Below are 12,214 nucleotides of genomic sequence, written 5' to 3'. Positions count from 1 at the left end.
ATGCTGCTGGAACGCGCCCGTAACGCCTATCAAAACTGGAAAACCCGCCCGTCGGGTTTTTCGCTGGCACGGGAAGGGCACCGCCGCACCCGGCGGGTGCGTGAGGTGTCGCTGCCCAGCGACACTCTCAAAATCCTCAGCTTCAACATTCAGGCGGGTATTGGCACCAGCCGGTTCCGGGACTACGTGACCGGCAGCTGGAAGCATCTGGTGGCGCATCCGCGCAGCGTGGAGATCATCGAACAGATCGCTGATGTGGTGCGTCATTTCGATGTGGTAGGCCTGCAGGAAGTGGATGGCGGCAGTCTGCGCTCGCGCAACCTCAATCAGTTGGTGCATCTGGCGAGTCTGGCGGATTTCCCGTTCTGGCATCAGCAGTTGAATCGTAATCTGGGGCGTCTGGGGCAGTTCAGCAATGGGTTACTCAGTCGCATGCCGCCCTACGCGGTGGAAGACCACATCCTTCCCGGCTTGCCTGGTCGGGGTGCCATCGTGATCAAATTCGGCCATCCGGTGGAACCGCTGGTGGTGGCGGTGTGTCATCTGGCATTGGGCGAAAAGATGCGCAATACCCAACTGACCTACCTGGCGGACCTGCTGCGACCGTACCGTTACAGTCTGATCATGGGTGACTTCAACTGCCGGCCGGAGCATCTCTCCGCGTCGCCGTTGACGGATCTCGGGCTGGTACTGGTGGAAGGCGATTTGCAAACCTACCCCAGCTGGGCGCCGGATCGTCACATCGACCATATCCTGGCCACACCGGAACTGCAGGTACGCCACAGCCGCGTGCTGGAGGACTGTCTGCTGTCGGATCATCTTCCCCTGGCCACGGAAATCCGTATTCCCGATGCGGTGCGCGCGGCCAGCCTGGAGCATCGGCTGCCGCTGATCGACTGACGCTCCGCAAGAGTCCCTTCCCACAGCGGCTTCGTAGCGTAGCTATCTCTGAATCAGGCCGGGGCCGATGGCGGCATCCTGATTTTCCTTCGCCTCGTTGATGTATGTCAGCCAGGCTGGCGGTACGGCTTGTAACATGCTCCGCAAATACATGTTATGGGGCGTGCAATGTCGTTGTTTTCCCGCTGGAAGGGGGGATGGCTGACCTTACTGTGTGTGGTCGGCACCTGGCTGTGTTCGCCCGCCCTGGCGGATCTGGATCGGCAGCGTGTGGAAGCGTTGTTTCCCGGAGCGGACTGGTCCGAGCCGGAAGGGGACTTCCGGGTCCGCACTTTGTCCCGCAACGGCGATCTTCTCGGCTATCTGTTTTACAGCCAGGATGTGGTCAACATCCCCGCCTATTCCGGCAAACCCATCAACGTGCAAATCGTGATGGATCCTCAGGGTGTCATTCTCGACGCCTACGTGGTGGAGCATCACGAACCTATCCTGCTGGTCGGAATTCCCGAACAGAAGCTCCATGATTTCAGTGCCCACTATGCCGGCGTCGACGCCGATCAGCGGGTCGTGGTGGGACGTTCCCGCGACCCCGAGACGGTGACCGTCGATGCGGTAAGCGGCGCGACAGTCACCGTCATGGTGGTCAATGAAACCATCATGGGCGCGGCGCGCAAAGTAGCGGTGTCGCTGGGATTGATCGAAGCGCCATCGGGCCGGCGCCGCGCGGCGCGTATCCGTGGTGGCCGTGGAGCCGCCGTGGGCTGGGAGGAACTGGCCGGCAAGGGGGCACTGCGCCGGCTGCATCTGACCCGCGGGCAGGTGGATGAGGCCTTTCGCGGCACCGAGGCGGAAGGAGTGGAGCAGACTGCCCCTGATCAGCGCGGCGGCGTCTTCATCGATCTGTACACCGGCTTGCTGAACCCGCCGGAAGTGGGCATCAGCCTGCTGGGCAAAGCGGGCTACGAGACCTTGATGGGGGAATTGGGGGAGGGCGAATACGCCATCGCGGTGCTGGCCAACGGGCGCTATTCGTTCAAGGGCTCCGGCTATGTGCGCGGCGGTATCTTCGACCGGGTCCAGCTGCGTCAGAACGGCACCATCATCAGTTTCCGGGACCTGGACTACCAGCGGTTATCCGATGTTTATGCCGCTGGCATGCCGGGGTTTTCGGAAATGGCGATCTTTATCGTCCGCCTGGAGCACCGTTTCGACCCCGGCAGTCCCTGGACCCTGGAATTGCTGGTGCGCCGGCAGACCGGGCCGGTCAGCGGTATCTTCACCAGCTTCGAATTGCCCTACGCCACGCCGGAAACCTATCTGCAACGGCCGGAACCCGTGGCGGCGCCCGAGGAGAAACCGGTATGGGTGCGGATCTGGTACCAGAAGCAGTTTCCGGTGGTGGTCATCGGCGTCGCTTTGGCACTGTTGCTGGTGATTCTGTTTCTGCAGGACCGCCTGGCCCGGCACCCGCGCCAGTTGCATTGGCTGCGGCGGGCCTACCTGCTGTTCACCGTGGTCTTCATCGGCTGGTACGCCCTGGGCCAGTTGTCCGTGGTCAACGTGCTGACCTTCGCCCACGCGGTAATGGACGATTTCCATTGGGGATTGTTCCTCAGCGATCCGGTGATCTTCGTATTGTGGACTTTCACCGCGGCCAGCGTGCTGTTGTGGGGCCGGGGTGTGTTCTGTGGATGGCTGTGCCCCTTCGGCGCGCTCCAGGAGTTGCTCAATGAAGCTGCGCGCAAACTCCGCGTTCCCCAGTATGAATTGCCATTCGCTCTGCACGAGCGTCTGTGGGCGGTGAAGTATCTGATCCTGCTGGCTCTGTTCGGTATCTCGCTGGATTCCATGGCCACGGCGGAGCGGTTCGCTGAAATCGAACCGTTCAAAACCGCCTTCACGCTGCATTTTGACCGCCAGTGGTGGTTCGTTCTGTACGCGCTGGCCTTGCTGGTCATGAATCTGTTCACCCGCAAGGTTTACTGCCGCTACCTGTGTCCGCTGGGCGCGGCTTTGGCGGTGCCCAGCAAACTCAGATTGTTCGACTGGCTCAAGCGGCGCAAGGAATGCGGCAACCCCTGCCAATTGTGCGCCAAGGAATGCGAAATCCAGGCCATTCACCCGGACGGGCGTATCAACGTCAACGAGTGCCACTACTGCCTGGATTGCCAGATGACCTATCACAACGAATACAAATGCCCGCCGCTGATCCTGAAGAAAAAACGGGCCGGCAAAGGAAAGCGGAGCGTCCCCGAGGCGGAGCGTATTCCCGCCTTGCAACTGGAAGAAGGTTGAAGGCCGTTACAGCGGCCACAGACAACGGAGAAACGACAATGACACACGATCGGTTCAATGACGACAACGGGAACGCCCGGGGCGAGGGGCTGACCCGGCGCGGATTCCTCGGTGCCGGCACCCTTGGGGGCGCGGCCCTGGCCGGTGCCGCGACGCTGGGTGGCGTGGCGATGACGCGGGAAACCTGGGCCTCCTCGGTAAAGGAAGCCATGGCCAAGGCCCATGTGGGGCCGGGTGAGCTGGATGAATATTACGGCTTCTGGAGTGGCGGCCACTCCGGCGAGGTGCGGGTACTGGGTGTGCCCTCCATGCGTGAACTGTTGCGGATCCCGGTGTTCAACGTGGACTCCGCCACCGGCTGGGGGCTGACCGACGAAAGCAAACAGGTGCTTGGCGACAGCGCTCGTTACCTCAACGGCGACAGCCACCACCCGCACGTGTCCATGACGGATGGCCGTTATGACGGCAAGTACCTGTTCATCAATGACAAGGCCAATAGTCGGGTGGCCCGGGTGCGTCTGGATATCATGAAATGCGACCGCATACTGACGGTGCCCAATGTGCAGGCGATCCATGGTTTGCGCCTGCAGAAAGTCCCGCGCACCAAGTACGTATTCGCCAACGCTGAATTCATTATTCCGCATCCCAATGACGGTTCGTCCTTCGATATCCAGGGCGATGGCAGCTACACGATGTTCAACGCCATCGACGCCGAGCGGATGGAGATGGCGTTCCAGGTTATCGTCGACGGTAACCTGGACAACACCGACGCCGACTATACCGGCAAGTACGCCGCGTCCACCTGTTACAACTCTGAGAAAGCCACGGACCTGGGCGGCATGATGCGCAATGAGCGCGACTGGGTGGTGGTGTTCAATATCCCGCGCATCGAGGCGGCGATCAGAGCCGGCAAGTTCACTACCCTGGGTGACAGCAAGGTGCCGGTGGTGGATGGCCGGCACGGGTCGGATCTGACCCGCTACATTCCGGTGCCGAAGAACCCGCACGGCCTGAACACGTCGCCGGACGGCAAGTACTTCATCGCCAATGGCAAGCTCTCACCCACCTGCACCATCATTGAGATCGCGCGGCTGGATGAGCTGTTCGGCGGCAAGCTCAAGGCGCCCAGGGACGTGGTGGTGGGCGAACCGGAATTGGGGCTGGGGCCGCTGCATACCACCTTCGATGGCCGTGGCAATGCCTATACCACTCTGTTCATCGACAGCCAGGTGGCGAAGTGGAACATCGATGAGGCGATCCGCGCCTACAAAGGGGAAAAAACCAACTACATCAAACAGAAGCTGGATGTGCACTATCAGCCGGGACACAATCACGCTTCGCTGACCGAAAGCCGCGACGCGGATGGCAAGTGGCTGGTGGTGCTGAGCAAGTTCTCCAAGGACCGTTTCCTGCCCACCGGCCCGCTGCACCCGGAGAACGATCAGCTGATCGACATTTCCGGCGAGGAAATGAAACTGGTGCACGATGGCCCCACCTTCGCCGAGCCCCACGATTGCATCCTGGTGCGCCGGGATCAGATCAAGACAAAAAAAATCTGGGAGCGGAACGATCCGTTTTTCGCCACCACCGTGGCCCGGGCCAAAAAAGACGGCATCACCCTGGAGCAGGACAACAAAGTGATCCGTGATGGCAACAAGGTGCGGGTCTATATGACCTCCATGGCACCGGCCTACGGGTTGACCGAGTTCAAGGTCAAGCAGGGTGATGAAGTCACGGTGACCATCACCAACATCGACCGTATCGAGGACGTGTCTCACGGCTTCGTGCTCACCAATCACGGCGTCAGCATGGAAATCAGTCCGCAGCAAACCTCTTCCATCACCTTCACCGCCGATAAACCCGGCGTGCACTGGTATTACTGCAGCTGGTTCTGCCATGCCCTGCACATGGAGATGGTCGGCCGCATGCTGGTGGAGAAAGCCTGATTGGAAGGGGAAGGGAGCACGACGGTGCGGGCGCGGTGATGGGGGCGCTGAGCCGAACCGGGTTGTTTTGCCTGGCGCTGTGGGGCGCGTCCGGCATGGCGGTCCAGGCCGGGATGCCATCCCGCGACCTTATCGCCGTGGCGACGGCGGCCCCGGAGGAGAACCGCTGGCGAGTGCCGGCGGGGATTCACCGGGGGCGTTTTCGCATTGACCGGGAGGGCGCCGAGGTGATTTGCGAGCCCGGCGCGGTGCTGGACGCGGAAGGCCTGGGTAACGGTTTGACCATCGCCGCCGCCAATGTCCAGGTCCGTGGCTGCACATTGCGTCACTGGGGCAAGGATCTGACCGCCATGGACTCAGGGGTATTCATCGAAAAGGGCGCTGATGGCGTCACGTTGCGGAACAACCACCTCAGCGGGCCTGGCTTCGGGGTCTGGGTGGACGGTACCGCCGAGGTCACGATCAGCGGTAATCGTATCCGCGGAGACACGTCGCTGCGTTCCCAGGATCGCGGCAACGGCATTCATTTGTACGCCGTAACCGGGGCCCGGGTGACCGGCAACCAGGTGCGCGAAACCCGCGATGGCATCTACATCGACACCTCCAACGGCAACCGGCTGGAAGGCAATGTGCTGGAGGACCTGCGCTACGGCATTCATTACATGTTTTCCCATGACAACAAAGTGGTTGGCAACATCACCCGGCGCACCCGCACCGGCTATGCCTTGATGCAAAGCCGTGCCCTGTGGGTGGAGGGCAACTGCTCCGAGGAGGATCAGAACTACGGCATTCTGATGAACTACATCACCTATTCCACCCTGCGCGGCAACCGGATTCATGGTGTGCGCCGTGGGGCCACCGGCGACGCCATGATCAGCGGTGCCGAGGGCAAAGCGTTGTTCGTTTACAACTCACTGTACAACGACATCACCGATAACCGTTTTGAACAAAGCACCCTGGGCATCCATCTGACCGCCGGTTCCGAGGACAACCAGCTCAGCGGAAACCGTTTTATCGGCAATCAACAACAGGTGAAGTACGTGGCCACCCGCACCCAGGAATGGTCGCGACAGGGTAGAGGCAACTACTGGAGTGACTACCTGGGTTGGGACCGCGACGGTGACGGCATCGGCGACGTGCCGTATCAGCCCAACGACGATCTGGATCGTCTGCTGTGGTTGTACCCCCAGGCCCGGCTGTTGATGAGCAGCCCGTCCGTGAGCCTGTTGCGCTGGGCGCAGAGTGCGTTCCCGGTAACGCGCTCACCGGGCGTGCGCGACAGCCACCCCTTGATGACGGTGGGTGAGACCGCCGTGGAGATCTGTCATGACAGCGATTGAGATGCATTCGGTACGGCACGGTTATGGCCGCACCACGGTGCTGCACGATTTGAGCCTGACGGTGGGGGCAGGGGAGGTGTTGGGCCTGTTCGGGCATAACGGCGCCGGCAAGACCACCACCATGAAACTGATTCTCGGCGTATTGCGGCCGGATGCCGGTGAGGTGCGGGTGCTGGGCGTGCCGGCGGGGGAAGCACGGGCCCGCCGCGAACTCGGGTATCTGCCCGAGAACGTCAGTTTCTATCCGCAACTCAGTGGCCGGGAGACCCTGACCTATTTCGCCCGTTTGAAGGGCGTGCCGGTGTCTGGCATCGCGGCGCTGCTCGATCAGGTGGGCCTGACGGACGCCGCGGATCGCCGGGTCCGCACCTACTCCAAGGGGATGCGTCAGCGCCTGGGGCTGGCCCAGGCGCTGCTCGGTGAACCCCGCCTCTTGCTGCTGGATGAACCCACGGTGGGGCTGGATCCCATCGCCACCGCGGACCTGTATGCGCTGATCGACGATCTGCGCCGCCGGGGCACGGCGGTGGTGCTGTGCTCCCACGTGCTGGCCGGGGTGGAGAGCTATATCGATCGCGCCGCCATCTTGTGCCAGGGCCGGCTCAGGGCGCTGGGCAGCCTGCCGGAGCTGCAACGGGAAGCGGGATTGCGCTGGCGTTTGACCAGCCTGCAGGTGGATCCGCTGGGGCGTACCCTCCGATGCGAACGCACCGTGGTAGCGAAGGAAAAAATGGCTTGGTTGCGCGCTCTTTCAAACCAGCCGGAAACCGTGGACGTGGAAGTGCGGGCGCCGTCCCTGGAGGATCTTTATCGCCATTTTCAGAACACCGCCGGGCGGAGGGAGCGAGTGTGACCGTGCCATGGTCCATTGCCATCAAGGAACTGCGGGATGCTCTGCGCAACCGCTGGCTGCTGGCCATCAGTGTTTTGTTCGCCGTTCTCGCCGTGGGCATCGCCTGGTTTGGCGCCGCCGCCTCCGGCACGGTGGGTTTCACCAATGTGCCGGCCACCATGGCCAGCCTTTCCACCCTGGCCACCCTGCTGATTCCCCTGATCGCGCTGATGCTGGCTTATGACGCCATCGTCGGTGAGGATGAGGCCGGCACTTTGCTGTTGCTGTTGTCCTATCCGCTGAGGCGGGAGCAGCTGCTGCTGGGCAAATTCTTCGGACACGGCCTGATTCTGGCCCTGGCCACGGTGGCTGGATTCGGCGCCGCCCTGTTGGTCATTCTGGTCGGGGCGGAAGACGTGCCAGCGGCGTTGCTGGTGGGCGCGTTCGCGCGTTTCGCGGTGTCGTCGATGATGCTTGGCTGGGTGTTCCTGGCCATGGCCTATGTGCTCAGTTGCCGGGTGCGGGAAAAATCCACCGCCGCCGGACTGGCCCTGGCCGTATGGTTCTTCTTTGTGCTGGTGTTCGACTGGCTGCTGCTGGCGTTGCTGGTGCTCAGCGAGGGGCGTTTCAGTCCGGAGTCTCTGCCCTGGGTGCTGCTGTGCAGCCCCACGGATCTGTACCGGCTGATCAACCTGAGCGGATTCGACGCCGGCGCGGAAATGACCGGTGTGCTGGCCCTGGGCCGGGAACTGCCGGTGCCGGTCTGGGGGCTTTGGGGAGCCTTGGGGTTGTGGATGCTGGTGCCGCTGACGCTGGCGCTGGTTCTTTTCCGTCGTCGTATATGAGGTGCGTCATGGGAAAACGCGGAATCCTTACTCTGCTGATACTGATGATGCTGTCGGGCTGTGAGGAACCGTCGCCGGCGGCCCTGGACCCCGCGCCGTTCCATGCCGATGACGAATGCCATGTCTGCGGCATGATCATCGCCGATTTTCCGGGCCCCAAGGGGGAAGCGGTGTCGCCGCGGCAGGTGCGCCGCTTCTGCTCGGTGGCGGAGATGCTGGGCTGGTGGAGTCAGCCGGAGAATCAGGTGGGAGAAAACCGTCTCTATGTCCACGACATGGCGCGCGGAGACTGGAATCGGCCGGATGATGATCATTTGATCGACGCGCGTAAGGCCTGGTACGTGATTGGCGGCGATTTGCCGGGAGCGATGGGCGTGACCGTGGCGTCCTTCGCCGGGGAATCGGCGGCCGAGGATTGGGCCGGACGGCACGGTGGCCGGGTGTACCGCTTCGAGGAGCTGAAACCCTCGCTATGGCGCCCGTCGGCGCCCATGGCCGGGCATCATTGATCGGGGCACGCCCACACGCCGATTCGCTGCCGAGCGGAGCGCCGCCCGGGCAGCTTCCCACAGACCGCACTACGAAGCCACTGTAGGAGCTTGCCTGCAAGCGAATTCTTGGGACGCAGCGCAATTCGCTTGCAGGCAAGCTCACAGCGGCCTTGTAGCCAGCTCTGAATTTATATTTGGCGTGCCTGGGACTGTGGGAGACCGGCGGTGGTTTTATTTCTGCTGCAGGATCCACTCGGCCAGGGTTTTGGCTTCTTCATCGGTCACCGCGTTCGGTGGCATTGGAATGGCGCCCCAGATACCCTGGCTGCCTTCCTTGATGTGTTTTGCCAAGGTGGTGGCGGCGCCGTCCTGACCAGCGTATTTCTTCGCCACATCCTGATAGGACGGGCCGACCATGGGGCCGTCGATCTTGTGGCAGGCCACGCAGGCCTTGGCTTGATAGAGGGTCTCGGCGTCCGCCGCCAGGGCCAGACCAGGACTCAGGGAAGCGGCCGCCAGGGCGGCCAGGGAAAAGGCGATTACTTTCATCGGGGACTCCGTCGCGGGACTGCCAATAGGGATCGGAGTCGATTGTAGGGCCGGTCACGGAAGCGGCCTTGATCTGGATCATGCCGCTTCCGGTGGAGCCCTATCGAGGGGCCGCTCAGTAGCGGGTTTCCGCCATCCCCGAGAACTGCTTGGCCAGATAAGTGGCGTAGTTGTCGGTCATCCCGGAGAGGAAATCCAGCGCCCGCATGATGCACTGATAAATGCGCTCCTGCTCCGGCAGGGCCGGCAGATCGTCGGGAAAACTGTGGCGGCCGATCAGATCGATGATGCGCTCGTGGCGGTAGTTGCGCGCGGTGCCACGGGCGTGGGACAACGCCGCGTCGATCAGGCCGTCGAGCAGGGCGCCCATTACCTCGAAGGCACCGATTTCCAGTTCAATTTTGCGTGGATGCTCGAACACCTTGCCGCGAGCCAGTTGTTTGGCGTTCTCCACCACATCGTGTACCACCGGCTCACAATGGTGCAGCAGATCCCCGTCCATGCGGCCTTCCAGCAAGCGCTGGTGATTGGCGATGAAGGCCTCGACGCCGGCCTCGATAAAGCGTTCAATGATCTTGCCCCGCAGCAGCGCCGCCTTACGGCCATCGCGCAGTCCGGAGTGCACCAGGCTGCGTACTTCGGCGGTGTCCGGCAGTGCCGGTTGCAGCAAGGCATAGACCTCGTCCCAGTGCAGCAGATCCATCTCCAGACCGTCCTCCAGATCGATGATGGCGTAGCAGAAATCGTCCGCTGCCTCCATCAGGTAGGCCAGGGGATGGCGGCAATAGCGGTCCGCGTCCAGGGGGCGCAGTCCGGTGGCCTGGCAGACTTCCCGGAACGCCCCGGTCTCGGAGACAAAGGCGCTGTACTTGCCCGGTTTGATGCCGCTTTCACCGGCCTGGGCGGATAACCAGGGATATTTGAGAAAGGTGGCCAGAGTGGCGTAGGTTAGACGCATGCCATCCTGGTATTGGTGGTACTCGCTTTTGGTGAGAATGCGGAAACCCTGGGCATTGCCTTCGAAGTAAATCAGATCGGATTGTTGGGCGGGGCTGAGCAGTTCCAGATAACGCTGGCCCCGCTCCTGGAACCAGGCTCGGATGGCCCGCTCGCCGGTATGGCCGAACGGCGGGTTGCCGATGTCATGGGCTAGGCACGCGGATTGCACAATGTCTCCGAGGTCGGTGGCGTTGGTGCCCGCCGGCAACAGCTTCAGGCGTTCCAAGCGCTCACCCACCTGGATGCCCAAGGTCCGGCCCACGCATGACACCTCCAGGGAATGGGTGAGGCGGTTGTGCACGTGGTCGTTGGTGGCCAACGGGTGCACCTGGGTTTTGCGGGCCAGGCGCCGGAAGGCGCCGGAAAAGATGATCTTGTCGTGGTCGCGCAGAAAGGCGGTGCGCCCGGTTTCATCCTTGGCGCCGCGGTGTCCCAGGCGCTCCTTGTTGAGCAGGTGTTCCCAATGCATGGTTTGGATGCCATTGAAAGGAGGAGCCGGGCTCCCCAACTGCGTTTACATCGGTGAGGCGGGCCACCGATACCGTTGATGTCATCTTGGTGGACCCGGTGCCGGGGTCAAGCCCCTTTTCGCCCCGGCGGCGGGTTCAAGTCATGAATCCTTTGGGTCGTCAGAGTAAGGAGCAGTGATGAATCTGGACAAACCCCTACTGATGTTGGTGACCAGTGCCGGTCAAATGGGACAAGGGCAACAAACCGGCCTGTGGCTTGAGGAGTTCGCCGTGCCCTACGGTCTGTTCCGTGATGCCGGTATCCCGCTGCAAGTGGCCAGTCCGCTCGGCGGCAAGGTGCCGGTGGATCCGCGCTCGGTGCCGGATGACGCCGAGAAGGACGCCTGGCAGGATGCGATCACCGCGTTGCAGGACACCCGGGCCTTGGAGGACATTTGGGAAGACGGCTTCGCCGGCGTCTTCGTGCCCGGCGGCCATGGCGCCATGTTCGATATGCCGGATCATCCCATGGTGGCGCGGGTGCTTAACCGTACCTGGGAACAGGGCGGGCTGATCAGCGCCGTGTGCCATGGCCCGGCGGCGCTGGTGGGCGCCCGCGACGGCGCCGGCAAGCCGTTGGTGGCTGGCCGCGTGGTAAGCTGCTTCAGCAACGAGGAAGAACACGAAGTCGGGCTCGACGACGTCATGCCCTTCCTGCTGGAGAACCGGCTGCGCGAGCTGGGCGCGGAAATCAGCAACGGTGACATGTTCACGCCGCGAGTGGTGGAGGACGGTAATCTGATCACCGGTCAGAACCCGCAATCCAGCACGGTGGTGGCCGAGGCCGTCCTGAAACGATTATTGTCCCGGTAAGCCGGGTGGCGGCTCGCCCGCCGCGTCGGCCGGGGAACCAAGGAGTAATGCAAGTGGGTATCTACGACTATAACGCCGTCACTCTGGACGGTGAGGACCGGTCCCTGGCCGATTTCAAAGGCAAGGTGCTTTTGATCGTCAACACCGCCAGCAAATGCGGCTTCACTCCTCAATACAAAGGGCTGCAGGCGCTGTACCAACGTTACAAGGATCGCGGACTGGTGGTGCTGGGTTTCCCCTGTAACCAGTTCGGTCACCAGGAGCCCGGCGATGAAGTGGAGATCGGCGCCTTCTGTGAGAAGAACTACGGCGTCGACTTTCCCATGTTCGCCAAAATCGACGTTAACGGCAGCGATGCTCATCCCCTTTATCGCTACCTCAAATCAGAAGCCCCCGGCCTGCTCGGCAGCGAAGGCATCAAATGGAACTTCACCAAGTTCCTGGTCGACCGCGAAGGCCGGGTGATCCGCCGTTACGCCCCCAAGGATAAACCGGAAGCGCTGGCAGCGGACATCGAAAAGCAGTTAACAGGGAACAGTGAATAGTTAACAGCGGAAAGGCCGAAAAACGAAAACAGATAATCTTTAGCCGCTGTGGGAGCTTGCCTGCAAGCGAATGGGGTTCGGTCAGGCGTTGAGCAATATTCGCTTGCAGGCAAGCTCCCACAGAAAACACATGGGTCGACTTTTTTCTTT

General features: G+C 62.1%; 11 protein-coding genes. 9 read left to right on the top strand and 2 right to left on the bottom strand.

Features of this window, described 5'->3' with window-relative positions:
• The 7 genes from CRO06_RS02845 to CRO06_RS02815 all read left to right on the top strand — a co-directional run bounded on the left by CRO06_RS02845 (position 1) and on the right by CRO06_RS02815 (position 8,667).
• Entirely contained in the window at positions 1-900 is a 900-nt protein-coding gene (locus CRO06_RS02845; RefSeq protein ID WP_026948732.1) for an endonuclease/exonuclease/phosphatase family protein, read from the top strand.
• Between the two features lie 168 nt (positions 901-1,068).
• On the top strand, positions 1,069-3,195 hold the full coding sequence (gene nosR, locus CRO06_RS02840; RefSeq protein WP_097057694.1) for a transcriptional regulator NosR: 2,127 nt from the start codon (positions 1,069-1,071) through the stop codon (positions 3,193-3,195).
• 38 nt (positions 3,196-3,233) lie between these two features.
• Entirely contained in the window at positions 3,234-5,141 is a 1,908-nt protein-coding gene (nosZ, locus tag CRO06_RS02835) for a TAT-dependent nitrous-oxide reductase (RefSeq protein WP_055100355.1), read from the top strand.
• Between the two features lie 38 nt (positions 5,142-5,179).
• Positions 5,180-6,481, top strand: coding sequence for a nitrous oxide reductase family maturation protein NosD (locus CRO06_RS02830; RefSeq protein WP_097057693.1), 1,302 nt, complete (start codon positions 5,180-5,182; stop codon positions 6,479-6,481).
• Complete coding sequence (locus CRO06_RS02825; protein ID WP_026948729.1) at positions 6,468-7,334, top strand: ABC transporter ATP-binding protein; 867 nt, start codon at positions 6,468-6,470, stop codon at positions 7,332-7,334. Before CRO06_RS02830 ends, CRO06_RS02825 begins: the two co-directional genes overlap by 14 nt.
• The gene (locus tag CRO06_RS02820) at positions 7,331-8,158 is read left to right on the top strand and encodes an ABC transporter permease (protein WP_022994683.1); all 828 of its coding nucleotides are present in this window, start codon (positions 7,331-7,333) and stop codon (positions 8,156-8,158) included. Before CRO06_RS02825 ends, CRO06_RS02820 begins: the two co-directional genes overlap by 4 nt.
• Before the next feature lie 8 nt (positions 8,159-8,166).
• A complete protein-coding gene (locus tag CRO06_RS02815) occupies positions 8,167-8,667 on the top strand; it encodes a nitrous oxide reductase accessory protein NosL (protein WP_097057692.1) in 501 nt (166 codons plus the stop codon).
• 213 nt (positions 8,668-8,880) lie between these two features.
• On the opposite strand, the gene CRO06_RS02810 is transcribed toward CRO06_RS02815, so the two are convergent.
• Both CRO06_RS02810 and CRO06_RS02805 read right to left on the bottom strand, forming a co-directional pair.
• Entirely contained in the window at positions 8,881-9,198 is a 318-nt protein-coding gene (locus CRO06_RS02810; RefSeq protein WP_097057691.1) for a c-type cytochrome, read from the bottom strand.
• Between the two features lie 115 nt (positions 9,199-9,313).
• Positions 9,314-10,666 (bottom strand): deoxyguanosinetriphosphate triphosphohydrolase, encoded by a 1,353-nt coding sequence (locus CRO06_RS02805; RefSeq protein ID WP_022994686.1) that lies wholly within the window; start codon positions 10,664-10,666, stop codon positions 9,314-9,316.
• A 178-nt stretch (positions 10,667-10,844) separates the two neighbouring features.
• Between CRO06_RS02805 and CRO06_RS02800 the strand changes: the two genes are divergently transcribed.
• Positions 10,845-11,519 (top strand): type 1 glutamine amidotransferase domain-containing protein, encoded by a 675-nt coding sequence (locus tag CRO06_RS02800; protein ID WP_022994687.1) that lies wholly within the window; start codon positions 10,845-10,847, stop codon positions 11,517-11,519.
• A 53-nt stretch (positions 11,520-11,572) separates the two neighbouring features.
• Entirely contained in the window at positions 11,573-12,064 is a 492-nt protein-coding gene (locus tag CRO06_RS02795; protein WP_097057706.1) for a glutathione peroxidase, read from the top strand.
• Positions 12,065-12,214: the final 150 nt, after the last annotated feature.

This window comes from Alloalcanivorax xenomutans, assembly GCF_900217905.1.
Lineage (GTDB): Bacteria > Pseudomonadota > Gammaproteobacteria > Pseudomonadales > Alcanivoracaceae > Alloalcanivorax > Alloalcanivorax xenomutans.
This window is presented reverse-complemented; position numbering and strand designations above follow the sequence as displayed.

What these genes read in the sequence shown, in the direction of transcription:
- CRO06_RS02800 (WP_022994687.1), top strand. Translation starts at nt 10,845, where the DNA reads ATGAATCTGGACAAACCCCTACTGATGTTGGTGACCAGTGCCGGTCAA.
- CRO06_RS02845 (WP_026948732.1), top strand. Translation starts at nt 1, where the DNA reads ATGCTGCTGGAACGCGCCCGTAACGCCTATCAAAACTGGAAAACCCGC.
- CRO06_RS02825 (WP_026948729.1), top strand. Translation starts at nt 6,468, where the DNA reads ATGACAGCGATTGAGATGCATTCGGTACGGCACGGTTATGGCCGCACC.
- CRO06_RS02815 (WP_097057692.1), top strand. Translation starts at nt 8,167, where the DNA reads ATGGGAAAACGCGGAATCCTTACTCTGCTGATACTGATGATGCTGTCG.
- nosR (WP_097057694.1), top strand. Translation starts at nt 1,069, where the DNA reads ATGTCGTTGTTTTCCCGCTGGAAGGGGGGATGGCTGACCTTACTGTGT.
- CRO06_RS02805 (WP_022994686.1), bottom strand. Translation starts at nt 10,666, where the DNA reads ATGCATTGGGAACACCTGCTCAACAAGGAGCGCCTGGGACACCGCGGC.
- nosZ (WP_055100355.1), top strand. Translation starts at nt 3,234, where the DNA reads ATGACACACGATCGGTTCAATGACGACAACGGGAACGCCCGGGGCGAG.
- CRO06_RS02810 (WP_097057691.1), bottom strand. Translation starts at nt 9,198, where the DNA reads ATGAAAGTAATCGCCTTTTCCCTGGCCGCCCTGGCGGCCGCTTCCCTG.
- CRO06_RS02830 (WP_097057693.1), top strand. Translation starts at nt 5,180, where the DNA reads ATGGGGGCGCTGAGCCGAACCGGGTTGTTTTGCCTGGCGCTGTGGGGC.